The organism is Lachnotalea sp. AF33-28 (assembly GCF_003477885.1).
In the GTDB taxonomy this organism is placed as follows: domain Bacteria; phylum Bacillota; class Clostridia; order Lachnospirales; family Lachnospiraceae; genus AF33-28.
This window is the reverse complement of the sequence record NZ_QUEE01000010.1, coordinates 158,879-182,734: the sequence shown is the minus strand read 5'-3', so window position 1 is coordinate 182,734 and position 23,856 is coordinate 158,879. Positions and strand designations below refer to the sequence as shown.

At 50.5% G+C, this 23,856-nt stretch carries 23 protein-coding genes; 3 read left to right on the top strand and 20 right to left on the bottom strand.

All coding sequences use genetic code 11. The features are described from left to right. Positions 1–4: 4 nt before the first annotated feature. Positions 5–1,291 (bottom strand): GTPase HflX, encoded by a 1,287-nt coding sequence (gene hflX / locus DWZ56_RS15115; RefSeq protein ID WP_118557466.1) that lies wholly within the window; start codon positions 1,289–1,291, stop codon positions 5–7. 648 nt (positions 1,292–1,939) lie between these two features. Further along, the gene (locus tag DWZ56_RS15110) at positions 1,940–3,892 is read right to left on the bottom strand and encodes an HD-GYP domain-containing protein (protein ID WP_118557465.1); all 1,953 of its coding nucleotides are present in this window, start codon (positions 3,890–3,892) and stop codon (positions 1,940–1,942) included. Positions 3,893–4,117: 225 nt separating this feature from the next. On the opposite strand from DWZ56_RS15110, the gene ku reads away from it, so the two are divergent. Both ku and DWZ56_RS15100 read left to right on the top strand, forming a co-directional pair. Beyond that, a complete protein-coding gene (ku, locus tag DWZ56_RS15105) occupies positions 4,118–4,939 on the top strand; it encodes a non-homologous end joining protein Ku (RefSeq protein ID WP_118557464.1) in 822 nt (273 codons plus the stop codon). Then, the gene (locus DWZ56_RS15100; RefSeq protein WP_118557463.1) at positions 4,936–5,904 is read left to right on the top strand and encodes an ATP-dependent DNA ligase; all 969 of its coding nucleotides are present in this window, start codon (positions 4,936–4,938) and stop codon (positions 5,902–5,904) included. Before ku ends, DWZ56_RS15100 begins: the two co-directional genes overlap by 4 nt. A gap of 35 nt (positions 5,905–5,939) precedes the next feature. Here DWZ56_RS15100 and DWZ56_RS15095 read toward each other — a convergent pair whose 3' ends face one another. The 3 genes from DWZ56_RS15095 to DWZ56_RS15085 all read right to left on the bottom strand — a co-directional run bounded on the left by DWZ56_RS15095 (position 5,940) and on the right by DWZ56_RS15085 (position 8,927). Beyond that, positions 5,940–7,040, bottom strand: coding sequence for a Gfo/Idh/MocA family protein (locus DWZ56_RS15095; RefSeq protein WP_118557462.1), 1,101 nt, complete (start codon positions 7,038–7,040; stop codon positions 5,940–5,942). Positions 7,041–7,066: 26 nt separating this feature from the next. Next, positions 7,067–7,792 carry a ThuA domain-containing protein gene (locus DWZ56_RS15090; protein ID WP_118557461.1) on the bottom strand — a complete coding sequence of 242 codons (726 nt, stop codon included), beginning with the start codon at positions 7,790–7,792 and terminating at the stop codon, positions 7,067–7,069. Positions 7,793–7,871: 79 nt separating this feature from the next. Next, a complete protein-coding gene (locus DWZ56_RS15085; protein WP_118557460.1) occupies positions 7,872–8,927 on the bottom strand; it encodes a Gfo/Idh/MocA family protein in 1,056 nt (351 codons plus the stop codon). Positions 8,928–9,133: 206 nt separating this feature from the next. Between DWZ56_RS15085 and DWZ56_RS15075 the strand changes: the two genes are divergently transcribed. After that, positions 9,134–9,937: an AraC family transcriptional regulator gene (locus DWZ56_RS15075; RefSeq protein ID WP_118557458.1), complete on the top strand. Its 804-nt coding sequence runs from the start codon at positions 9,134–9,136 to the stop codon at positions 9,935–9,937. Positions 9,938–9,960: 23 nt separating this feature from the next. On the opposite strand, the gene DWZ56_RS15070 is transcribed toward DWZ56_RS15075, so the two are convergent. The 15 genes from DWZ56_RS15070 to DWZ56_RS23350 all read right to left on the bottom strand — a co-directional run bounded on the left by DWZ56_RS15070 (position 9,961) and on the right by DWZ56_RS23350 (position 23,701). Beyond that, positions 9,961–10,950, bottom strand: coding sequence for an MBL fold metallo-hydrolase (locus tag DWZ56_RS15070; protein ID WP_118557457.1), 990 nt, complete (start codon positions 10,948–10,950; stop codon positions 9,961–9,963). A gap of 62 nt (positions 10,951–11,012) precedes the next feature. Beyond that, a complete protein-coding gene (locus DWZ56_RS15065; protein WP_118557456.1) occupies positions 11,013–11,426 on the bottom strand; it encodes a peptide deformylase in 414 nt (137 codons plus the stop codon). Between the two features lie 205 nt (positions 11,427–11,631). Continuing rightward, positions 11,632–12,459, bottom strand: a complete 828-nt coding sequence (locus DWZ56_RS15060) for a MerR family transcriptional regulator (RefSeq protein ID WP_118557455.1) — start codon at positions 12,457–12,459, stop codon at positions 11,632–11,634. A gap of 87 nt (positions 12,460–12,546) precedes the next feature. Continuing rightward, positions 12,547–13,305: an alpha/beta hydrolase gene (locus tag DWZ56_RS15055; protein ID WP_118557454.1), complete on the bottom strand. Its 759-nt coding sequence runs from the start codon at positions 13,303–13,305 to the stop codon at positions 12,547–12,549. A gap of 5 nt (positions 13,306–13,310) precedes the next feature. Then, on the bottom strand, positions 13,311–14,108 hold the full coding sequence (locus tag DWZ56_RS15050; protein WP_118557453.1) for an alpha/beta hydrolase: 798 nt from the start codon (positions 14,106–14,108) through the stop codon (positions 13,311–13,313). A gap of 90 nt (positions 14,109–14,198) precedes the next feature. Next, positions 14,199–15,059 (bottom strand): hypothetical protein, encoded by an 861-nt coding sequence (locus DWZ56_RS15045; protein WP_118557452.1) that lies wholly within the window; start codon positions 15,057–15,059, stop codon positions 14,199–14,201. Then, on the bottom strand, positions 15,060–15,863 hold the full coding sequence (locus DWZ56_RS15040; protein ID WP_147369432.1) for an extracellular solute-binding protein: 804 nt from the start codon (positions 15,861–15,863) through the stop codon (positions 15,060–15,062). Between the two features lie 101 nt (positions 15,864–15,964). Continuing rightward, complete coding sequence (locus DWZ56_RS15035) at positions 15,965–16,876, bottom strand: carbohydrate ABC transporter permease (RefSeq protein ID WP_243095292.1); 912 nt, start codon at positions 16,874–16,876, stop codon at positions 15,965–15,967. Between the two features lie 16 nt (positions 16,877–16,892). Continuing rightward, the gene (locus DWZ56_RS15030) at positions 16,893–17,828 is read right to left on the bottom strand and encodes an ABC transporter permease (protein WP_243095291.1); all 936 of its coding nucleotides are present in this window, start codon (positions 17,826–17,828) and stop codon (positions 16,893–16,895) included. Between the two features lie 16 nt (positions 17,829–17,844). Further along, positions 17,845–18,804: a D-2-hydroxyacid dehydrogenase gene (locus DWZ56_RS15025; RefSeq protein ID WP_118557449.1), complete on the bottom strand. Its 960-nt coding sequence runs from the start codon at positions 18,802–18,804 to the stop codon at positions 17,845–17,847. A 27-nt stretch (positions 18,805–18,831) separates the two neighbouring features. After that, positions 18,832–19,743 carry a hydroxymethylglutaryl-CoA lyase gene (locus DWZ56_RS15020; RefSeq protein WP_118557448.1) on the bottom strand — a complete coding sequence of 304 codons (912 nt, stop codon included), beginning with the start codon at positions 19,741–19,743 and terminating at the stop codon, positions 18,832–18,834. A 1-nt stretch (position 19,744) separates the two neighbouring features. Continuing rightward, complete coding sequence (locus tag DWZ56_RS15015; protein WP_118557447.1) at positions 19,745–20,938, bottom strand: CaiB/BaiF CoA transferase family protein; 1,194 nt, start codon at positions 20,936–20,938, stop codon at positions 19,745–19,747. Positions 20,939–21,232: 294 nt separating this feature from the next. Further along, positions 21,233–23,134: a sigma 54-interacting transcriptional regulator gene (locus tag DWZ56_RS15010; RefSeq protein ID WP_118557446.1), complete on the bottom strand. Its 1,902-nt coding sequence runs from the start codon at positions 23,132–23,134 to the stop codon at positions 21,233–21,235. Between the two features lie 4 nt (positions 23,135–23,138). Continuing rightward, positions 23,139–23,579 (bottom strand): hypothetical protein, encoded by a 441-nt coding sequence (locus tag DWZ56_RS15005; RefSeq protein ID WP_158584616.1) that lies wholly within the window; start codon positions 23,577–23,579, stop codon positions 23,139–23,141. Beyond that, entirely contained in the window at positions 23,576–23,701 is a 126-nt protein-coding gene (locus DWZ56_RS23350; protein ID WP_158584615.1) for a hypothetical protein, read from the bottom strand. Before DWZ56_RS23350 ends, DWZ56_RS15005 begins: the two co-directional genes overlap by 4 nt. Positions 23,702–23,856: the final 155 nt, after the last annotated feature.

Sequence of the window (23,856 nt, the reverse complement as noted above, 5' to 3'; positions counted from 1 at the left end):
CAGGTTACCGGTAGCATTCATACCTTTCTGCGTCATACTGCCGGCACTCTGCCAGTATCCTGACCCCTTCCGGCAGATACTCCTGTTTTAGAACCCTGGCACTTCCGTTTAAGTAAGATACAGCACTCCCGTCCTCGTACGGCACCAAAAATTCGCAGACTTTATAGTCGGCAAAGACTTTGCCGTGAATCATTTCCAGCAGTTTGGTAAGCCCTGCTCCGGTTTTAGCCGACATATAAATCTTATCCCCCACCACTTTCGGCAGCTTTGTCTCATCCATCACCAGATCGGCTTTATTCATAACATACAGGCGGGGAACCGCCTCCGCTCCCAGCTCTTTTAAGGTATTGGCGGTAACCTCCATATGCTCTTTATACTGTTCGTCTGAAAAATCCACCACCTCAAGCAGCAGATCCGCATAGCGCACTTCATCCAGCGTGGAGCGGAATGCCTTGACCAGAGAATGGGGCAGCCGGCTGATGAAGCCCACCGTGTCTGACAGCAGGAAATCTTTATTATCCCCCGGCGTGATCTTTCTCACCGTTGTATCCAGCGTGGCAAACAGCATATCCTTTGCCTCCACCATTTTATCCTCTTCCTTCTGATATACCTCCACCATCTTATTCATCAGGGATGATTTGCCCGCGTTTGTATAGCCCACCAGCGCGATCTGCGGCAGGGCTGAACGGCTTCTCCTTTTCCGCTGTGTTTCCCTGTCCTTCTGCACAGCTTCCAGCTCTTTTTCCAGCTCACCGATCCGGCTTTCGATTTTTCTCCTGTCCAGCTCCAGCTTCTTCTCACCTGCGCCTCTGTTGCTTAGGCTGCCGCTGGTACCTCCCTGCCGGTTCAGATTGCTGCGCATTCCGGCAAGCCTTGGCAGGATATACTGGAGGTTCGCGGCTTCCACCTGCAGTTTGGCCTCCCTTGTTTTCGCTCTGCGCGAAAATATCTCCAGAATCAGGTTGGTGCGGTCCAGCACCTCCAGATCCAGCGCTTTCTGCAGGTTCGTCAGCTGGGACGGGCTTAAGTCATTATTAAACACCACGCTGTCCGCTCCCAACTGCTCCGCCATTTCCTTAATTTCAGTCACCTTGCCGCTGCCGATATAATAGGCAGGATTGACAGAAGCCAGATTCTGACTGACACTGGCGATCACTTCCATCTCGCAGGCCTCTGCCAGATTTTCCAGTTCTTTCATGGATTTATCAAAATCCCGTGCGCTGCCCATCATTGCCCCTGCGATAATTGTTTTATTTCTCTTCTCATTTCCTATTGTCTGTAATTGTGTCATATATTCTCCTATCTGCGCTTTCCACGCAACCGTTTTTCAGTGGAAACCCCGCAGAATGCGAGCTTTCCTAGTTTACTCCGTTACTTTGTCCGCATCTTAATCTGATCCATTTTTTCATCATCCACATGTCCGAAACCTCCTGTTCTCTAAAAATAAAACCGTAAGACATGCCGCTTCAGCGACATGATACCTTACCGCCGCAGTACGTTCCTCGCGGAGCGTTTTTGTTCAATAAGACGTATTGCCTTATTGAACAAAAAAGGCTGAGAAAACAGCTCCCCCTAAGGGGATGCCAGGAAACGCCCTGCATATATACAAGCCTCGCCTGCATACATTTGGGCACACAATAACGGATATGAGTAAAGCAATACTAAAAAAGCACCTGCATATAACTGCCGGCCCCTTAATCATCGCTCTAATTTAGCTCATATCCGTTATCTTAATCTCCTGATCATTCTGTTTCTCAACCTCATACAGTTTTATTTATAATTTTCACAGATATACTGTGTCTATGGATATGGTACTCGGAAATTTCCAGAAAGTCAAGCATTTTATACTGGAAAGCGCACGGATGCGCACGATGTAACTGTTTTGCTGTTGCTATTCACAGCTGCCGATAAAGCAGCTGTGAATAGTAACCATTTTTCTTTATTTGTCCTGCGATGCCAACGTCAAATCAAACAGCCAGTTATGTGTGCGCACAGCCTCCTGACAGGCTACGGACTCCGACATGATATATTCATGTACATGGAAATAAACATCCCGGCGTCCGTCCTTCAGAAAGCTTTTTAGCCTCCCTTGCAGATTCTGATCTTCATTCAGCAGATCCACCAGAACATCGGAATAACGGCTGCCGCTGCCCGCACGCAGTTCGCCCATGACCGTATCAAACTCTTTCGCAGTTGTATAGTTCCGTCCCAGATGGTCCGTAGCGGCATCCAGGCTGTCACAGATTGTAATGATATCGATAAATATTTTCTGCGGCGATGCGGTGTTGTCAAATTCCGGCGGATAGCCGGAACGTCCGTCAAAGCTCTTCTGATGGCCCAGCGCAATATCACGGAATTCGGACAACCCTTTTAGATTCTCAAGCATCTCCCCTCCGGTCACAGGATGGTATCTTAAAACGCGGAATTCAAGATCTCCCAGCCGATGGCTCTGGGCGTTGATCACACTGGAGCAGAGCACCTTGCCGATGTCATGAAGCAGAGCGCCGTAATAGATGTACTGAACGAACTCATTTCTCTTTTCAGCCACTTCTTCTGCCGACAACGTGCCCAGCTGGCCGGCTAAGAGAGCAGGACGCCTTTCTATCACAGCGTTCAGAATCTCCACCGCAAGCTTCGCTACCATAATCGAATGCATAGCTGTCTGTACCTGACGAAACATTGTCAGCCTCAGAAGAGAATGCAGCAGATCCCGGCGATTATTGGTGTGCGGCATAGCAGAAAGGATATAACAATAGTTCTGGGAACCACAGATATAATCTATAAATGTAGTATACGGCCGGCTGGACAGATAGGATATAAACAGACTCTGTATATCATCATAGAGTTCCCGGTCCCGCCCACCTCTGCATGCCACGTTTTCCGCCGCCAGCTGCATGGCCTCAACAGCCTCAATAGATCTCTGGTTAAATGTGCCGCCTTCAAACAGCTCTTCCGCAAAATCCTCCATCATCCCGTACATTTCCGTCAGTACTGCTTCATCAGAGCAGAGCCCCATGAGTCTCTCCGCCATAAGACAGATCAGCCTGTTACGGATGCGATAGCTGTCGGAATGCTCCAAATTGGCGCCGTTCTCCCGCATCTGGCGTCTGGCAGCCCCATATATAGCTGCCGCCTGCCCGGCACTGCACTGTCCCGGTGAAATACACAGAGCCGTATAGCCAAGCTGATAGTCGAAATCAGGAAGTACCGAATTAAACGGGTATCCCTGATCCACGGCCATCGTCTCTTTAACTGCCTTTACCGCCGCGCGATGACAGGAGACCAGCAAGTCAATCTGTTCCTTTGCAATCCGCCCCAGCTTCAGCCGGGTGGTCATATGATCAAACTGCAGATCATATATGGAAAGGCCCATACTTTTTTCTTCCGGTGAAAGCTCCTTAAACCGGCGTTCGTATATCCCGCGGGCCGCCGCGCAGTCCTTCCAGACTTCCTCTCCCAGATGAATCGAATCCAGCATCGCACAGGACATCGCACGGACTGTATAGCATTTCATCAAACCGATATCGTTCCCTGCTTCTTTATAAAAATCGATCAGAGATTCCGCGATCTCATAGGCCGTGCCCAGATCCTGAACCCGGGTAATATAGCGAAACAGCGAGCAGATCAGCGGGTCCGCTATATCCCGCGTCCAATGCCCTGGCTGCCGCGTGAACCAGCGCACATGCTGATCCAGCATCTCTTCATTTTTAACAAAGGCTTCGCGGACACACGCGGAGTGATTCCTATAGCGTTCCACCCACTCCTCCGCCGGAAGGTCGCTCTGGATCAGCCCATAGCTCGCTTCATTTAAATCCGATATGACCATATTATAATCCGTGAATAATCTCGTCCAGCCCTCCCTGGTGCAAAATCCGTGGGTCAGCTTTTCCATGGCGGTCTCCCCCTTTAGCAGATCCTTATGCAGCGTTCACCTTTCATCATTGTAGCGCAAGGAACCGCAATTAACAAGACTATAGTTTAAGCCCGCCTATCATACGCTGCTTTATCGGCACCGCTGAACAGTAATCTTAAATTACACACAGAACAAAATAAAAACATAATTTCATGTCCGCAGGGAATCCTAACACTAAAAAGCAAGACAACAGGAGGGATTCATATGGCTGCAACCATGAAAGGCGCGATTTCATTCGGCCTGCTGCATGTGCCGGTCTCGCTGCACACTGCGGTGGCCGATAACGATATCCATTTTAACCAGCTCTGCCGCGAGGACGGCTCCCGCGTGCGTTATAAAAAGGTGTGCGCAGGCTGCGGCAAGGAGGTGGAGAGCGGCGATATTGTGAAAGGCTTTGAGATCGAACCGGGACGTTATATAGAGATGACGGAAGAGGATTTTGAAAAGGCAAAAACCAGAAAAGACAAGACCATACAGATACTGCATTTCGCGGATATCGGCGATATACGGCCGATTTATTTCGACAAAACATATCATGCGGTGCCGGAAGTCGGCGGGGACAAACCCTATGAACTGCTCAGGCGCTGTATGTTGGAGGAAGGAACTGTAGCCATCGCCAAGGGGGTGATCGGCCAGTCCGAGCATCTTATGGCGCTGATTCCCACGGACACCGGCATACTGGCGGAGACTCTGTTTTTTCACGATGAGGTGAAGTCCATGCCAAAGGAACCCGCAAAACCAGAACTGTCCGAGCAGGAGCTCACCATGGGAAAAACCATCATACAAAATATGAAAGAAAACTTTGATCCGTCCAAATATCACGATGAATATAAGGAAAAGCTCTGGAGTATCATACAGGCAAAGGCCAACAATCAGGAGATCACCTCGGCGCCCGAGGATCAGCCCGCCAATGTGATCAGCATGATGGACGCTCTCCAGAAGATGGTGGAACAGGCGAAAGCCGGCCAGGATTCCACACCGCCCAAAAAGCCGCGCACACGGAAGAAAGCGGCCTCCGCCTCATGAACGGGGATCTGTTTGACAGGAGACATATAGCCCCGATGCTGATCGCAGAAAATGTCAAGCCATTTGAGGACCCGGACTGGCTCTATGAGCTTAAGTGGGACGGGGAAAGGTGTATCGCTTATCTGGATCCCCGGTCCGGCACCGAGCTTCGCAATAAACGGCAGATGCGGATGAATCCTAAGGTTCCCGAGCTTAACGCGATACACCTGCAGGCGAAAAAGAGATGCATCCTGGATGGCGAACTTCTCTGCCTGGTGAATGGCAAGCCTGATTTTGAAGCGATACAGCGCCGGAGCCTGATGAGCAACCGCTATAAAATCGAACTGGAATCCCAGCGTTTTCCGGCCTCCTATGCCGCTTTTGACTGCCTCTACTATGACGGACGGGATCTGACCATGCTGCCCTTAACCGAACGCAAAAAGTATCTGAAAAAAGCCATCCGTGAATCGGAACGCCTCGTCATCTCCCGCACATTTGATTCGTCTCTGGCGCTCACGCTGTTCGATATGGCCAAACAGCAGGGGCTGGAGGGCATTGTGGCCAAACGCTCCGACAGCATCTACCTGCAGGGGAAACGCGTAAAGACCTGGCTGAAGATCAAAAATCTCATGGATGACGATTTCGTCATCTGCGGGTTTATCTATAAGGAAAATCACATGATCAGCCTGGTGCTTGGCCAGTATCTGAACGGACAGCTGATCTATGAGGGGCATGTGACCCTTGGCGTGGGCGGCAGGCCGTTTCTGAAAATACAAAATCACAAACGCCTGGAATATCCGCCCTACGATGAAGCAGTCCCCGCGGGCCACGGAAACGACGATGCCATATGGCTGGAACCTACGCTGGTCTGCACCGTGGCATATATGCACCGGACGAAAAGCGGCGGCATGCGCCAGCCGGTGTTCAAGGGCCTAAGGGAGGATAAGGAAGCGATAGAATGTATCGCTTCCTTTCCGGCGCAGTGATGTTTCCCATTCATGCATAGTGGCAGTCAGAGCCGTTAATCCAGCACCCCTTTCAGCGGATTATGCTTCATGGCCGGCGCGCTCTGATAATCGGATTCGATTTCCACATACGCTCTTGCCATGCTGCTTCTCTCAAATGCGGTCATCACCTCCAGGACATGCAGAGTCTGCTCATAGCCCGCCCTAAAAGCCCTGCCGGTTTCCAGTGATTTCGCCATATCCGCCAGCCCGAGTCCCCGGCTGTTGTCCGCGTAGTCAAACATCAGCGGTATTTCTTTGAACTCCTTCTCCTCCTGACGCAGCAGCAGCACCGGACCTCCGAAGGTGTTGGGATCCGGCACCAGCAGCGTGCCTTCCGAACCGTAGACTTCGAATCTGGCCTGGCCGTTATTGACCACATCAAAGGTGGTAAACAGCGTGCCCACCGCACCGCTGTCAAAATCCAGGATGCCCGTCACATAAGTGGGTACGTCCACATCGATCACAGTGCCCGCCTTGGGCTGGCTGGTGATCACCCTCTGCGGGAAGGAAGTCTTTGCCACGCCGGTCACACCGCGGACGCCGCCCAGCAGATTGATCATCGCGGTCAGGTAATAAGGCCCCATATCCATCATCGGCCCGCCGCCGTGCTTATAATAGAATTCCGGATCCGGATGCCAGCTCTCGTGCCCCCTGCAGATCATAAACGCTGCGGCGCCCACGGGGGTGCCGATAAATCCGTCCTCGATCAGCTTTCGGCAGGTCTGGATGCCGGCCCCCATAAAGGTATCAGGAGCTCCTCCCAGCATAAGCCCCTTATCTTTTGCCAGCTCCACCAGGGCTTTTCCTTCCTCAAACGTCGCTGCCAGGGGCTTTTCCGAATAGACATGCTTTCCGGCCTCAAGGGCTGCTTTTGTCACTTCATAATGCTCATACGGCCTTGTCAGGTTCAGCACGATATCAATCTCGTCATCTGCAAACAGGTCATACATGGTGTCGTATATTTTCGGCACGCCGTATTCCTCTTTCGCCTTCTCCGCCTTTTCCCGCACCAGATCGCAGACCGCCTCCACCTCAATCTCCTGGAAAAGCCCGGTTATATTCTTCAGATAGATGCCGCTGATGGCGCCTACCCCTACCATTCCTATTTTAACCATCGGTTTCTCTCCTCCCGCCGTCCATTTTAATACATCTTCGCTTCATTCAGGAAACGCTCTGCTGTCAGATTATGCTCTCTGGCATAAGCCTTTCCTTCTCCTGCCCAGAGCATGCCGCGCTCCATCAGGATCTCGGCATTGGGGGATTTGTCAAATACATCGTCGTGATGCCCGAGGGATGTGTAAAACACCCTTCCGTTTCCCCAGAATTTGGTCCAGGCCACCGGCATATCCACAGGCTTGTTGGATATGTGGTAATAGTTCACGATGGGAAATCTGGTGGTGGCCAGCACTTCAATGGCCGGGTCCACATGCAGATAATAATGCTCGCTGCAGACCGGGAAATCCTCGAGGCCCTCCACTATGGGGCTGGACCCTCTGCAGATATTAACGGTATACGGGATGCCGTCTCCGCCCGGATGGCTCACCCACTGCCCGCCGGTAATGAACTGCCATTCCGTATCCTGGCGGAAGGAATCGCACATGCCCCCATGGCAGCCGACCAACCCCACGCCTTCTCCTACCGCCGCGGACAGATTCTGCACATAGCGGTGGTCAATCTCTCCCATGGTCCAGCACGCGACGATCAGATCCAGCTGTTTTAGAGCCTCCGCATCCGCCAGGCAGTCCAGCGTATCGCTGATCTCTGTCTCATATCCGTTCTTCTCAAGCAGTCCCGCAAATCTCACGGAGGTGAGCTTCGGTTCGTGTCCGTCCCATCCTCCCTGTATAATCAACGCTCTCTTTACCATATGTCCCTCCTATTTTTATGTCACCAACCGAAGGTTGATGACCTGCGCACACCTCAGTGTTCCGATAAAATTCATCCGGTTAGATCCTGCACTTCATTCCATGCCCTTCCTCCTGGGCCAAAAATACCAGTTCAATCACCTTCATAACCCTTAAGGCCTGCGCAGGCGTAACGATCAATTCTTCCGCGCCTTCCATAACGCCGATGATATTTTTATAGTAGTCGCTCCAGTCCGACTCCACTTCCGGCAGTTTGCTGGTAACTGTGGTATAGCTGGGTCTGGGCGCCATGGTCCTGGTCGGCCCGGCTTCCGTATAAACGATGTCATCGGCCCATTCAAGAGCGGCATCCTCCTTCAGCTGCACCACCCTGCCCTCGCAGCTCCAATCCTCCACCACAATGGTGCCGTTGGTACATGACACATGCCATCTGGGCTGATTGATCAGGCAGTTGGTGGACATCTCACAGATGGCGGACACACCGTTTTCAAACCGGAGCATGATCTTAATGTTGTCATCCACCTCATCCGAATACAGATTGAACAGATGGGCATCCACGGAAACCACAGGAGAATCGATCATATTCAAAAACTGGTCAATCAGATGAACGCCCCAGTCCAGCACCATCCCGCCTCCGTTTGGCTTATGACCGCGCCATCCGTGCATGGCCTGGCGGGAACCCTGCACGCGGCTTTCGATAAAATAAGGATCACCGACTGCGCCGCTTTTAAGAAGCGTCTTAACAGTCACAAAATCCTTATCCCATCTGCGGTTCTGATGAATGGAAAACAGCCTTCCCGTCTCCTTAGCAGCCTGGATGATCTCCTCCAGCTCCGCAGCATTCATCGTGACCGGTTTCTCACACACCACATTTTTACCTGCGCGCAGGCAGCGGACCGCATAATCCTTATGGAAATTGTTCGGCGTAGCGACGGTTACCAGCTCCACCTCCGGATCCTCCATAAGTTCCTCTGCCGTCTCATAGACATACAACCCGTTTGCGGCGGCCTTCTCCCGCGCCTCCCCGCGGATGTCAAAGATGCCCTTCACCGTCATATTATCAATCCGGGTTGAGACATTATCCGCATGCCAGCCGCCCATGCCGCCATATCCGATAATCGCCATCGTATGTTTCATGATATCCTCCTGATTATATAATTCCGTCCGGCAGTATTACAGCTTCCATCCGCATTTTCATAAGCAGATGCGGAAGCGAATACACTTTAATCCGGAGCGGTCCCATACTTGTAATATAGCAGAGATTGGGATATAATACGTGACATAGCAGATCAAAAATAAGACAAATATTGCACTGATGAGCAAATATAAATACAGGTGATCTCATGAATCTCATTTATGAAAATAACGCGGACCGTTATCTGTTCTCCACTTCACAAAACATGACCTTTCCCTCCCATATGCACACAGGCATCGAGCTGCTTTATCTTGAGGAGGGCTCTATTGAAACAACGGTCGGAACCTGCACGCGCATGATGCGTCCGGGAGAGCTGGCCCTCGCTTTCCCTCATCAGATCCATTCCTATTATACGGATCCAAACGGGCCCGGCAGCCTCGGAATCATGGTTCTTTGTCCGGCGGAAACAGGCGGTGAATTTCTGCCCGCTCTTCTGCGCAGCCATCCGGCCGATCCGTTCCTTTCAGGCGGTGCGGTGCATCCCGATATTCCTTATGCCATGCGCTCTCTGCTGCGGACGCCGCCGGACCGCCCGGATCATCTGCCGGTCATACGCGCTTACATCCAGCTCCTGTTATCCCGCGCATTTCCCTCCATAAATCTGGTGAAAAATAAAGACAGTCAGCCGCCCGGCAGCACCGCACAGCTGATTGCCTTTTTATCGGAACATTATACGGAACCTGTAAACCTGGATATGCTGTCCGCACAGCTGGGGATCAGCAAATACAGTGTTTCAAGAATTTTCAGCGAAAAGATGCATACCAGCTTCAACCGGTATTTAAATACGCTGCGCGTCGATTACGCGAAGCACCTGCTGCAGGAGAGCAGCATCGATATTCTCACGGTCAGCGAGATGTGCGGCTATGATAACCCCCGCACCTTTAACCGCGAATTTAAGGCCCTCTGCGGATGCTGCCCGAGGGAATACCGCCAGGGTGCGGTCAAGGTGTAACCGTCTTCGGTTCTTATCCCCTGTCATCTCACGCGGTCCTGCCGGTAGAGCAGATACGCTCTCCCTGTCTCCCGGTGCGGGCTGCCGGCCTGACAGGCTTCGTATTCTCCGCTGGACGTGCTTATATGCAGTTTCTTTTCTTCCGGATAGTACGGAAGCATCCCCCGGTCGTACCTAAGCAGCACAGTCTCACCGATCGTGATGAGTTCCTTAAGCATCGCATAAGACCTTGGCTCCATCCTGCCATGGCTTAAAAGAATGCCGTTTTTATATTCATTTCTTCTTTTATATATCCGCTTCAAATTCTGTACATACTGTTCCACCGTAAGTGAATGCTCCAGGAACAGATACGTGAGGGTGCTCGCTGCATCGCCGGTGATCAGCAGCCCGTCCTCCTTCAGAAGAATGCCCATGCTGCCCGGCGTATGACCCGCCAGTTTTACCGCTTCCGCTTCATAATTGCCCAGATCAAACCGTTGTCCGTCCGCCAGCCCGTGTAAATGATGCAGATCGCGGTCCTCCGTAAAATCAGCGCGGGCTGCCCAGCCGCAGACCGGAGACACAAACCAAAGGCGCGTCTCAATGGAGCGCCCGGTCTCCAGTACCGTCCTCTTCAGCCCGGGCTTAGGAGTCCGGTCCTTTTCATTCAGCCGGATCTTCACGCGCCGATCATCAAAACAGTAAATGCCCCCACAATGATCCACATGCCCGTGAGTCAGCAGGATCTCATAAGGGTGCCTGGCAAAAAGCTCCGCAAGCTGCCCGCAGTCCCCGATCCCTGCCGTGGCATCGATGAGAAGTGAACGTTCGTCCCCATTCACCACGTACATGACTTCGCCTGCCGGCCCCTGGATGCCGGTCACATGTTCCGTCAGTTTTTTATAGGAAAATTCATGGACGGCTCCGTCTGAAGCGTCACAATAGGTCAGGATGCCGTCCTTTAGATAAAACGATTTTTTCTGTGTCTGCATGAAATCTCCGTCACAGGTCCGCCGCCTGTTTTGCCTTCCCATAGTCTTTCCGCCTCACATACAGATACTATACAACAGTTCTGCAACAACTTCAGCGCAGTGCGCTAAATCAGTATTCCGTCGCAGTGATCGATTTCATGCTGGATAATCTGTGCGGTGAGGCCGGAAAATGTCTGCCTGTGGCTCTTAAAGTTCATGTCCTGAAACTGGACCTCCACGTTCTGGCTGCGCAGTGTCCGTTTGGTGCCGGTATGGGACAGGCAGCCTTCCTCCGCCTCATAGGTATCCCCGTACTTTCTTACTATCACGGGGTTGAGCATCAGCACGGCGGCCGCGCCCATATCCACCGCGATGATACGCCTGTTCACTCCGATCATATTGGCCGCCATGCCTACGCAACGCTCGGAATTCGCCCGCAGTGTATCCAGCAGATCCATAGCTGCGGGCAGATCTTCCTTTCCGGCCGGAAGCGATTTTTGATTCAGTGTGAATATATCGGTGTTGATCGTTCTTACCATATGTTCTCCTTCCGTGTGATTCAGCCACGGTATCTCTACACTAGATTCTAATATCGGGCTGTATAAATGTCAAACAAATCGTGTTACTAATTCAGCACTAATTCACGATCAGGAGAAGTGATTGTTACTATTCACGGCTGCCGATAAAGCAGCGCATGTCGGGGCAGAGTACGGAAGCCGTAAATAGTAACAATGGTCATGAGATCTATACGCCATAGTATCTCTGTATCGCCAATGCCACGCATTTCGCATTTCCCTCACCGAAAACCCGGTCATTGGCTTCCCGCATCATCTCATTCTGAAGATATTCCTTTGCCAGATCGAGCAGCAGAGCCCTGGCGTTGTCCAGATGAAACATACCTTTGTAACATTCCGCCAGCCTCACAACCAGCGCATCTTCTTCCTCCGGATTCTCTGCGCCCACAAACTGCTGGAACGCCCTGCAGATTTCTTCATTTTCTTTCTGATAAGCGTCAAGGTCTTCCTTAGGACTTTTCACGGCCTCCATGGCTTTCTCTTTGCTGCCATAAAGCTGTATGAGTTTTGTGCTGTTCTCCTCCAGACTGCCCGCCATATAGGCTCGGTATTTCTCTTCACTGCCGCCATAGGCCTCCAACAGCTTATCAAACTCTTCCTTAGGCATTTTCTCCTTCATCCGATCAAAGACAATATCCGCGTCCGCTTTGTTAAATGCTTCAAATTCCATAGTATTCGCTCCCTTCATCACATCCGTAATCAGTTCGATCAGTCCGTCCAGCCTGTTCCTTTTTCGGACCAGCATAGCATGCTGCGCGCGCAATGCCTGCTTCCGGTCATAATGCGGATTGTCCATAATTTCCTTTATATCCGCCAAAGGAATCTCCAATTCCCTAAAAAACAGGATCTGCTGCAGTTTTTCAATGGCTCTGCCATCGTACATCCGATAGCCGGCCTCTGTCAGCTGTGTTGGTTTCAGCAGGCCGATTTCATCATAATACCGAAGCGTCCGTATACTCACTCCGGTAATCTCCGATACTTCTTTTACACTTCGCATGATTCACCTCCTGCTCTTATCATAGACCGTTACGCGGCGTGAGAGTCAAGAACTATTATGCTTTTCTTTACGATTTCCATATACTTTTTACCACCCTATATGTTCCAGGAAATCCTGCACCGCCTCCATCCGGCAACTGGCTGTATGCGCGTGTTCGCTGTACATACGGAAATAATAGTGGTATGGGTTTCCTTCCAGTTTCTCAAAAAAATTCCTGACCAGCAGATTTTTATCCAGCCATGGATCGAATCTGCCGCATGCATGAAATATGTACGGCAGAGGCACATTCTGCTTCAGCAGCTCTCCTCCCAGATATTTTATGCTGTAAGGGGTCTGGCTGATATCACCTTTTCCAAACATCAGCTCTCTGTTTTCAGCCTGCTCACTTCCATCCGCCTCATATAGATTATCCGCCTGATCTCCTGCTGCCATCGCTCCTATCGCTCCAAATACCTGTGGATAGGACAGTCCGAGATAAAGGCTGCCATAGCCTCCGTTGGAGAATCCAGCTATATAATTCTGTATTCTTTCTCTTCCCATTTTAGGAAACAGACTCCTAAGCACAGCCGGCAGCTCTAATGCAACATAGTCGCCATAACGCAGGCCATTCTTCATGTTCACGAAGCAGGAGGCGTGGACACCCGGCATAACCACTGCAAGACCGCGTTCCTCGGCAATCTGCCTGATTCGTGTTTTTCGCAGCCAATTGTGGTGGTCGCCATGTCCTCCATGCATCAGCCACAGCACACGCCAGCAATCCGTTTTCTCCCTCTCCGGAAGGATTAAATTAATATCCATCCGCATCCCAAGCACCCTGGACATCAGATTTAGTTCCATCTGTGACATATTCTTCAGACCTCCTTCTTTGCAGGAGCTTCCCGCTTCACATTGTTTGAATCACTGCTTTCAGAAACATAATTCATAAATTGTTCCAAACAGGTATCCGGATACCGCCACTCTTCTTTCGGAACCACATGTCTGATCCGTACTGAATGCGGATACAGCACATCGTTTAGACTCTCAAACAGTCCTCTCTGCTGCTCTCTGCAGTCCCTTTCTTTTATGCAGTAAAAAAGCTCCGGTGCCTCATCCTGTATTGTCTGCAGCCGCTTTAATGCCCATAACAAAGAATTTTGGGAAACAGTATACTCTTCCAGGCTGCCAAAGACCAGCTCAAGCTGTCTGTTCCTCATCCACAGGAATTCTTCCGTCAAATCCGTCGGAGAAAAGCAGCCGATCCAACCAAATATATCCGGATGCCGCAAAGCGGTGATCAGCGCCCCATATCCTCCCATACCGCATCCTGCAATACACCAACAGTCCGGCGATTGAGGAAAACCCAATACCTCACGGCAGTAAAGCGGCAACTCCTGTCCGACAAAATCCCCATACCTTCTGCCCTGTTTCATATTGACAAAAAAGCTGTTATCTCCTGACATCAAAACCACCGTAAACGAATTCCGGCTTGCGTATTGCTCCACCATAGAACTGCGCATCCACCATGTGTGATCTTCTCCATAATCGTGAAGCAGGAACAGGATTCGCCGTTTCTGCCCCTCATTATCCCCGTGGGGCTGGGGCGCTAATATTTCAAGTGTTACCGGCATATTCAGTGCCGTTGAATCCATCTGTACATGCATCCATATCATAAAATGTCGTCCTCCCACTGTGTTCTGTTAGAAAACGGGCGAAAGCACGCTCTGCTTCCGCCCGTTTTATAAACATCTTTCACATCAGCTTCACTGTTTCCGGTCCGCGTGATACTGTTCATTCACTTCCGCGATCACAGCCTCTCCGCCGGAGGCATACCACAAATCGAACTGTTCCATCAGCTGTTCCCTGTCAATCTGTCCCACGATATACTGGGTCCTCGCATCGCTTAAGATCAGATTGAGATTGCCGCCCTGTGCCACATAAGTCGGAGCATTGCCCAGATACCCCAGTGCCGGATTATAAACCGCGATCCTGGCGCCCTCTTCAAATTTTTCGTTCTGCACTTTTGTTCTCTCATCCTCAGCAAATGTATAGTCAGTGGACTGCTTATTAGGGATGTAAGGATTCAGCTGATCTAATCCCGCATAGGACTTACTGATCACAGTATCATCCACATTGATCTTCTCCACTTCTCCCTCACTGTTTTTCTCCCAGTTAATTCCTTCCAGTCCATAATTCATGAGCATAAGCGCATCATTTCCGCACAGCTTATCCAAAAACTCCAGGCAGGCCTGAACCTCCGCTTCGGACTGCGCAGCTCTGGTAATTACAAAGAAGTTCTTGGAAACACATGCTGCTGTCTTCGGATTCTGCCCATCTTTGGATATTCCGGATACCATAGCCATAGATGCCGGCTCTTCGTCATTTAAAACGCTGGGAATCTCATTGTCCACATAATAATCCCAGATTTTCTTCACATCATCCAGGCAGTCCATATAAGCCCCTGCCTTTCCGTTGTAGCTGTCATCCTTCCAGGTCCCTCCGTCACGGATCGCCCAGTCCTTAGCGAGCAGTCCGTCATCATAGAGCTTCTTAAACCAGTCCACAGCCTCCATATATTCATCCGTCATATGCACCGGCACAAGGTTTCCGTCTCCGTCATCCACTCAGCCATTGCCGCAGCCAAACCACGTCTGCATCTCATCCAGCGGACCTGTGTAACTGCACAGATTTAATCCATAGGTATCGTCGGCTCCGTTACCGTCAGGATCTCCGTAGGTAAAGGCATAGAGCATGTCATACACATCATCGATGGTGGAAGGCTCGCCGATACCCAGCTTTTTTGCCCAGTCCGCCCGGTAGCCCAAACCGTATCTTCCAATGGGAGAGGACAGGTTATGCAGACCATACGTATGTCCGTCAATGGTGAAATTCTGCTCGATCTCCTTTTTGGCCTGTGATATATTGGGATACACTTCACTGTTGTACAGATAATCCTCGATCGGCCAGAAGGCTCCGCTGGCAGCTGCGCTGATCACCACGCCGGTCTGAGTGTTCAGCTTCATGATCATCGGCATCGCCGAGACACCGCTGGCCAGTATTGTGCTCACCTTATCGTTATAGCTGTCACTGGTCACCCAGGTAATTTCAAATTGATAGCCGGTAATCTCCTCCAGCATCTCATGAACCTGTTCGCCGTATTCACCGCTGTTAGGGCTGCCTACAAAATCCGTCAGCATAATGGAGATTTTGAAATCCTCCGGCAGCTGGCCGTGAAAATCACCGGAAGCACTGCTGCCGCCACCGCTTTCATCCGTTTCACCCCCTGCCGCGGATGTGCCCGCTGCGGACGTGCCGCCGGTAGTCTGTGCATCCCCGGAGCTGCCGCAGGCCGTAAAGGTTCCCATCAACAGTACCAGTGTCAGCAGCATGGCTGCTGCTCTCATCCATCTTCCTTTGTTCCGCTTCATAAATACTTCCTCCTGTTTATATTTTTCCGTTGCGGCCCGTATAGCCGCTCCCGGGTATTCCTGCCGGCCGCAAGCCGCAGACCGGCATTCAGAAAGGGCTCTCACCCTTTAACTGCACCTACCATGACACCCTTTGTAAAAAACTTCTGTACAAAAGGATAGACCACCAGTATGGGCACAATGGTTACAATCGTGGATGCCAGCTTGACCGCCTGTTCCGGCGGTGCCCCCATCGGTCCGAAATCAATCGGGCTTCCCGACAGATCAAATCCGGAAGCAAGCAGCACGATGGAGCGCAGGATCAGCTGCGCCGTCTGCTTCGCCGTATCATTGATATAGAGCATGCAATTAAAATAATCGTTCCAATAGCCCACCGCATAAAACAGGCTGATGGATGCCAGAACCGGTTTGGAAAGAGGCAGCACAATCCTGAAAAATATCCCCGCATCCGTACAGCCGTCTATCACAGCGGACTCCGACAGTTCCTGCGGTATCTGTTCAAAGAAATTTTTAATAATCACCATATTAAACGCACTCATGGCGCCCGGGAAAATCAGAGCCGCATAGCTGTCAATCATATTCAACGACTTCACCAGCAGATAATTGGGAATCAGACCGCCGGAAAAGACCATGGTCACAATAACCATATTTAAGATTGTGGCCCTGCCGTTAAAATCCTTTCTGGAAAGCGGATAAGCGAAGGTGGCGGATAATGCCATTGCAACCGCAGTGCCGGCCAGCGTTACCTTGATCGAGTTGAGCAGGCCTTTCAGAATACGGCCATCATCCAGGATAAACTTATATGCATTTAATGAAAATTCGTGCGGGATAATCAGAAATGGGCGCTCATATAATTCCCGTTCCGTTGCAAAGGAGCCTCCCAGCACATATAAAAACGGCAGAATCGCCATAATTCCGATCAACCCGGCAAACAGATAGATAAATACCTGTGTGGTGCGGTAACCGACGGAACCTCTGATCGCATTGCTATTTCTGTTATTATTAATTTTCAAAATAATCTTCCCCCTGTCAGTAGATTCCGCTTTCGCCCATCCTCTTGGCCAGCCAGTTGGTGGTAAGCACCATCACACAGCCTACGATCCCTTTGAAAATTCCTACGGCGGTGGCAAAAGAGTATTGTCCGTTGGAAACGCCGATCCGGTAAACATAAGTGTCAAATACATCCGCCACCGAGCGGTTCAGCGCATTGGACATCAAATAGATCTGTTCATAGCCGGTATTGAGCAGCGCTCCCACCCTTAAAATCAGCATAATCACTATCGTACCCTTAATAGCCGGAAGAGTGATGTGCCACATCTGACGCCAGCGTCCGGCACCGTCCACCTTTGCCGCTTCATAAAGCTGGACATCCACGCCCGCCAGAGCCGCCAGAAATATGATCATGCCCCAGCCAGTCTCCTTCCATATATTCTGGATCACAATGATCGGGCGGAAATACTGTGTGCCCGACAGCAGTGGCTTTGTTGTGCCGGTCAGAGAACGGATGATGCTGTTGACCAGTCCGGTATCCTCATTGCAGAGCACATAGGTAATGCTGGCCACAATGACAAAGGATATAAAATGCGGGATATAGACCATGGTCTGCACCAGGCTCTTATACCTGTAGCTGCGTATCTCATTTAACAGCAGTGCGATGACGATCGGCATCGGGAAATAAAACAGCAGGTTTAACAGGGAAATGGACAGCGTATTGACCAACAGAGGAACAAAATCCCTTCCTGAAAATAAAAAGCGAAAATGTTTCAGCCCCACAAATGGGCTCTTAAGTATGCCGACAAACGGATTGAAATCCTGAAACGCGATCACCAGTCCCGCCATTGGGATATATTTGAATACAATCAGGTAGATTAATCCCGGCAGCACCAGCGCATATAATGTCCAGTGATGTACCGCGTAGGTTGCGTACCGTTTTATTCTGTTTTTTTTCACATGCTTTTTTTTCACAGAGCGGCCTCCATTCTCATACATTGATCACATTTTGCGGCGTTCCCTTGCAAAACTGCACCAGGTTTTCCACTGCGATATCCATAAGGCGCTGTCTGGCCTCCCTTGGAGCCCAGGCAATATGAGGGGTAATGACAGTATTGGGTGCGGTAAGCAGCGGATTATCCCCGCAGATCGGCTCCGTCGATACGACATCCACTGCCGCGCCGCCGATCTTACCGCTGCATAGAGCCGCACTTAGATCCTCCTCAACAATCAGCGGCCCTCTGGAATCGTTGATCAGCAATACGCCTTGTTTCATTCTGGCTATTGTTCCGGAGTGAATCATGCCTTCAGTTTCCGGTGTCAGCGGGCAGTGCAGCGTGATCACATCCGCATTTTCCAGCAGCTCATCCAATGAAACACAGCGGCAGCGCTCCCCTTCCGGTGTTTCACAGCTTCCTTGAGTGTAATAGATCACCTTCATGCCAAAAGCCAGCGCAATCTCTGCTACCCGTCTTCCGATCCGGCCGAATCCAATGATTCCCATCACCTTACCGGCCAGTTCCATCAACGGATAATTCCAGAAACACCAGTCTGGGCATCTGCTCCATGCCCCATCCTTTACACTCTCGGAATGCTCCCCCACATGATGGCACAGTTCCAGCAACAGAGCGAAGGTGTACTGCGCTACGGCATCGGTGCCGTAAGAAGGGATATTACATACGACAATGTCCCGCTCTTTGGCCGCTTTTACATCCACCACATTGTATCCCGTAGCCAGAACACCAATGAACCTAAGATTCGGGCATCGCTCCATTACAGCTTCAGATACCGGCGTTTTATTAACATATATGGCTTCGGCATCTCCGATCCGCTCCACGATGTCTTCCAGCTGAGTCCTGTCATAAACCGTCAGCTCCCCCAAATTTTTAAGGCCGTCCCAGGAAAGATCCCCCGGATTTTCTGTATATCCGTCTAACACAACGATTTTCATGGTTTATCCTCTTTTCTTTTATCTGATTTAAGCCTCCTGCTTTACATAACGGGGATTCTTTGAGATACGGATCTGATGTCCACTGAAATTGCCGTCAATCCTGTCAAACTCCATGCGGGCGGCTGCCATAAGCACCTCAAAATCAACGCCCGTTTCATACCCTTCCCGTTGTAACAGATAGATGAAATCCTCCGTGGCCGTATTGCCCGTAGCGCCCGGTGCGAACGGGCAGCCGCCCAGACCGCCCAGCGCCGTCTGCACGGAATCCGCGCCGGCCAGCACAGCGGTATAGCTGTTGAGCACACCTAAATTTCTTGTATCATGTATATGGATATTGAACTCGGATCCCGGGAAGGCCGCTTTTACCTCCTGCATTACATGCTTAACCTGTGACGGATAAGCGATGCCGATCGTATCACATAACGTAAATGCGTGAATTCCCATGCTTTTCAGTCTCCCGATCATTTCCAGCAGTTGTTCAACCGGCATACATCCTTCAAAAGGACAGCCAAATGCTGTCGCTATATCAACAGTCAGCTTCAGTTCGGGGAAAAGCTGCCGCATCTGCCCGATCTGGGCATAGGACTGTTCATGCGTCCGCTTTACATTGGCTATATTGTGGGAAGCGCTTAAGGATATAACCGGCGCGATCTCCTTGAGTCCCACCGCGACAGCGCTTTTCGCTCCATACACATTCGGGACCAGCGCGAACAATTCCGCACATGGATATTCTTCGATGACGGTCTTTGCTACTTCTTCTGCATCCTGCATCTGCGGTATGGCCCTTGTGCTTACAAAGGATGTGATCTGGACTTTCCGGATGCCAGCTTTAAGGATGTTTCTGATAATTTCCAGCTTCAGGGCGGTCGGAATGAACTCCTTTACATTCTGGAACCCGTCCCTGGGGCCGATCTCTACCACATTCACTTGCGGTTTCATTTCAGATCACCTTCTCTCTAAGCAGCCGTTCATATTCTTCCGGCTCCATATTAAGCTCTTTTGTCAAGATTTCCCGCGTATGCTCTCCCAGCATAGGGGACGGCCTGCTAATTTCCACTTTCCTATTCGTGAACTTAAACTGGCTTCCCGTCAGCGTCACTCTTCCCGCTTTGGGGTGCTCTACTTCCACGAACATCTCCCGCGCGCCGCCGATATGCGGATCCTTCACTACCTGATCGATAGAATAGATCGGCGCAGAAGGAATTCCCGCCGTCAACAGGCGATCCACAATATCATGAATCCCATGCAGCACGGTCCACTCCTCCAATATGGCTTTCAACTTTTTGTGGTGCTCCACCCGCAAAAGGTTGTCTGAAAATTCAGGGGCCGCCAGCCGGGAGTCTCCGATTATTCCCTTCAACAGTTCATAGAGCTTGTTATTGCCGCAGGCTATGACCACCATACCGTCTTTTGCCTGAAAAGAATCATAGGGATAGATCGCTTCATACCGGTTTCCAATGCGATCCGGTACCCGTCCGGTACACAGGTAAATCATATTGATGATCTCCAGAGATGAAACCATTGTATCCACCAGCGAGATATCCACCTTCTCCCCCTCTCCGGTTTTCAGCCGGTTTATGTAGGCCGCCAGCACCCCGATGCAGCAACTCAATCCTGCACTGACATCCGAAATCGCCGTTCCAGATCTGGTCGGCGGCGTGTCCGGCCAGCCCGTGGTGCTCATGAGGCCGCTCATAGCCTGCCCCACGATATCATATCCGGCACGGCTGCTGTAAGGGCCGTACTGTCCGAATCCGGAAACAGCTCCATATACAATGGCGGGATTTATCTTCTTAAGCTCCTCATATCCCAGGCCCAGACGTTCCATCACACCGGGGCGGAAATTTTCCAGCACGATATCGCTGCGCTTAACCAGTTTACGAAAAATTTCTTTACCTTTTTGGCTCTTTAAATCCAGCGTCATCCCCCTCTTGTTTCGGTTCAGATTCATAAAATAGGCGCTTTCACCGTTTATGACCGGCGCATTGTTCCTGGCATCATCGCCCTTTTCCCTGCGTTCTATTTTAATCACATCCGCTCCCATATCGGCCAGTATCATGCCGCAGTACGGCCCGGCCAGCACCCGTGTCAGATCCAGAACCCTTACGCCTTCCAGCAATCCTCTGTGACACATAATTCAACCTCCGTTCTCTTTGATATACTCTCGAAAGCTCTCAAAATCAGGCACAAAGAGATTCCGAGAGTACACTTTACTTACTGTCAGGGGATTTATTTCCCCTCTATTAATATTTATTAGCAAGAAACGTGCCAACTTTTTAAACCGTATATTATGGGATATTTATCAGAATTTCTTGAAATGTTTTGTTTCAAAGTGCTATTTTAGACAAAATTTGAAACATTTGAATTTATAGACATTTGTAACTCAAAAGGCTCCCTCCTGAAGCCTTTTGAGTAGCCGATTCGCGCGTTACCGCTCCTCTTTATTTAATTTTCTCCAGAGAGTAGTCCTGCTCGTCCCCAGTTTTACAGCTATCTGCTCTTTATTATACATAAAAATTCCGGAGATTTCCTTAATCATATCCGACGTGATATCCTCCGGGTGATCCGTACTGTAATGATATCTTGACAGAATGTCCCGAAACAGCCGTTCCTCTCCGATTGCCCTCACCATACAGCGCTTAATATAGCCTATACTCCGGTTTTCACCTGACTTGATATACAAATAATATCGCTCACAGACATTTTGCAGTTCTCTGATATTTCCCGGCCAGGTGTAGGAAGCGATGATCGGCTTAACCTCCGCGTGCAGCGGCAGGTCCGTCTTTTTCGCATAGAATGTTTCAAACAGATGGATTGCATCGTCTTCTCTCTCCCGCAGAGGAGGAAGTTTCAGTTCCAACACATTCAGCCGATACAGCAGGTCCCGGCGAAATGCCTTAGCGTCCAACAGTTCCAGATTGCGGTTGGTAGCGGAGATTACCCGGGCGTTAATCGGTATCATACGGTCGCCTCCCACATGCATCACTTCCTTCTCCTGCAGCACGCGCAGCAGCCTGGCCTGCAGACCGGGATTGATCTCCCCCACCTCATCGAGAAACAGCGTTCCGTTTTCCGCCAGCTCAAACAACCCTTTCTTTCCGCCTTTTTTACCGCCGGTGAACGCGCCCTCGTCATAGCCGAACAGCTCGGTCTCCAGCAGATTTTCGGGAAGGGCCGCACAGTTAATGCCGATAAAGGGCCCTTTGCGTCTCTCACTGCTGTTATGAATCCCCTGCGCAAACAACTCTTTTCCTACTCCGGTCTCTCCATAGATCAGCACATTTGCATCGCTTGACGCAAAGAACCTGGCGTCCGCTATACAGTCTTTGATCGCATAGGACGATCCTGTAATATCGCTGAAATTATACTTGCCTTCAAACCCGCGCTCCCGTCTTGCCTTTCGTTCCTTTTCCTTATACTCCAACTGCATCTTCTGAATATCCGATACATCGGAAAGCACACAAACATTGCCGATATACTGGCCATGTTTATCCTCAATCCTGATCCAGGTCTGCAGCAGCTCCTTCGTCTCTGCCCGAATGATTTTTTTTGACTCCTTAAGGCCCGAACCCGCGAAATCCTCCAGACCGCCGGCCGGCAAGAGGAGTTGGATATACTGGCCCTTCAGCGATCTGCCGCCAAATTCAAGCATAGTTCCCGCACTCAGATTATGGTTCAGAATACAGCCGTTTTTGTCCGTCATCAGGATACCGTTGGCGCTGTAATCCACCATGGCCTGTATAAACAGCGAATTCTCCCTCTCCATGCGCAGCCTCTTCAACAGCTCCTTAGCCTGCAGGATGGAATCACGGATAGCGGATTGGCCCGGATAAATCAATACTGATTTTTTATGAAGCTTTCCGGCAACTTCCACCGCATGAGCACCTCCGATAATCGTCGCCGCACTGTCCTCTTTCATCAGGCTCTCCAGCTCCTGCGTATCCTCATAGATGATATTAGCCACATCCATATGTACTTCATCAAGATAGTGCTTAAGCTCCGTTCCCAGAGGCTCCCTGTAGGTCACAATTGCCGCCCTCCCACCGCTTTCACAGTTTTTCTGTACCGCCAGCAGATAATCCATACTGCTGATCCGGTAGTCCAGCACCGGAATATTGCAGAAATCCCTGACGATTCTGGCATTTGCCCCGCCGGCAATCACAATTTCAATCCCATCTGCAATCTTCTTTTGCAGTTCCGGCAGGATTTCCTCGCGCAGACCGCTGATCACATCAATCTCCACCTCATCATCGGATAAACCTTTGATGGCAGTTCTCACCAGACTGTCCAGTTCTCTGTACGTCACACAGCATATTCTGTATTTATCCATTCGCTCATCTGTCCTTTCTGTCCACACTGCTCGGGATGCCCAGCTCTTCACGGTATTTCGCCACAGCTCGCCTGGATATATTCACATTCCGTGCCTTCAGCAGATCCGTAAGTCTTTGGTCGCTGAAAGGTTTTCTGCTGTCCTCGCCATCCACAATTTCCTCTATCATAATCTTTATATCCTCCGCGCGAAGTCCGGCATCCTCCGTTGCATTACGGGAAAACAGCTCTTTCATCAATATGGTGCCACATGGAAACTGCAGGTATTTTCCTGAAACAGCGCGGCTCACTGTAGATTCATGCAGGCAGATGTCCGATGCGATATCCGACATTCTCATCGGCCGCAGCCTGCCTTTTCCCATAAAAAAATTCTGCTGCCGTTTTGCAGCTGCTAATGCTATTCTGATCAAGGTGTCTTTTCTCTGCTCTACATATCCGATTATCATTCTGGCCTTTGCAGCATCTCTTTCAGCCGCAGGCCGTCGCAGGCGAGTATTTCCAATGATTGTATCTGCGCTGCTGTAATCGACGCTTTCTGTTCTACATTTATAGAATAAGTAAGCTTCATAATTCCTGCCCCCCATCAGTGAAACCACAAGATTTATCCAAAGCGTATCTGTTAGTTAGATTCTAATATCGGTCCGCATAAATGTCAAAGGAATCGTTAAAACAGCCGTCTCTTTCAAATTTTACCGTCACACTTCATCAACAACAAAAATAGAC

Bases quoted from the DNA above. Each gene is read 5' to 3' on its own strand.
- DWZ56_RS15060 (WP_118557455.1), bottom strand. From the start codon at position 12,459: ATGCGAAGTGTAAAAGAAGTATCGGAGATTACCGGAGTGAGTATACGG.
- DWZ56_RS23350 (WP_158584615.1), bottom strand. From the start codon at position 23,701: ATGAAGCTTACTTATTCTATAAATGTAGAACAGAAAGCGTCGATTACA.
- DWZ56_RS15020 (WP_118557448.1), bottom strand. From the start codon at position 19,743: ATGAAACCGCAAGTGAATGTGGTAGAGATCGGCCCCAGGGACGGGTTC.
- DWZ56_RS15010 (WP_118557446.1), bottom strand. From the start codon at position 23,134: ATGGATAAATACAGAATATGCTGTGTGACGTACAGAGAACTGGACAGT.
- DWZ56_RS15015 (WP_118557447.1), bottom strand. From the start codon at position 20,938: ATGTGTCACAGAGGATTGCTGGAAGGCGTAAGGGTTCTGGATCTGACA.
- DWZ56_RS15085 (WP_118557460.1), bottom strand. From the start codon at position 8,927: ATGAAACATACGATGGCGATTATCGGATATGGCGGCATGGGCGGCTGG.
- DWZ56_RS15110 (WP_118557465.1), bottom strand. From the start codon at position 3,892: ATGGAAAAGCTGACCCACGGATTTTGCACCAGGGAGGGCTGGACGAGA.
- ku (WP_118557464.1), top strand. From the start codon at position 4,118: ATGGCTGCAACCATGAAAGGCGCGATTTCATTCGGCCTGCTGCATGTG.
- DWZ56_RS15100 (WP_118557463.1), top strand. From the start codon at position 4,936: ATGAACGGGGATCTGTTTGACAGGAGACATATAGCCCCGATGCTGATC.
- DWZ56_RS15055 (WP_118557454.1), bottom strand. From the start codon at position 13,305: ATGTCACAGATGGAACTAAATCTGATGTCCAGGGTGCTTGGGATGCGG.
- DWZ56_RS15075 (WP_118557458.1), top strand. From the start codon at position 9,134: ATGAATCTCATTTATGAAAATAACGCGGACCGTTATCTGTTCTCCACT.
- DWZ56_RS15025 (WP_118557449.1), bottom strand. From the start codon at position 18,804: ATGAAAATCGTTGTGTTAGACGGATATACAGAAAATCCGGGGGATCTT.
- DWZ56_RS15005 (WP_158584616.1), bottom strand. From the start codon at position 23,579: ATGATAATCGGATATGTAGAGCAGAGAAAAGACACCTTGATCAGAATA.
- DWZ56_RS15070 (WP_118557457.1), bottom strand. From the start codon at position 10,950: ATGGGAAGGCAAAACAGGCGGCGGACCTGTGACGGAGATTTCATGCAG.
- DWZ56_RS15050 (WP_118557453.1), bottom strand. From the start codon at position 14,108: ATGATATGGATGCATGTACAGATGGATTCAACGGCACTGAATATGCCG.
- DWZ56_RS15065 (WP_118557456.1), bottom strand. From the start codon at position 11,426: ATGGTAAGAACGATCAACACCGATATATTCACACTGAATCAAAAATCG.
- DWZ56_RS15040 (WP_147369432.1), bottom strand. From the start codon at position 15,863: ATGAAGCGGAACAAAGGAAGATGGATGAGAGCAGCAGCCATGCTGCTG.
- hflX (WP_118557466.1), bottom strand. From the start codon at position 1,291: ATGACACAATTACAGACAATAGGAAATGAGAAGAGAAATAAAACAATT.
- DWZ56_RS15095 (WP_118557462.1), bottom strand. From the start codon at position 7,040: ATGGTTAAAATAGGAATGGTAGGGGTAGGCGCCATCAGCGGCATCTAT.
- DWZ56_RS15090 (WP_118557461.1), bottom strand. From the start codon at position 7,792: ATGGTAAAGAGAGCGTTGATTATACAGGGAGGATGGGACGGACACGAA.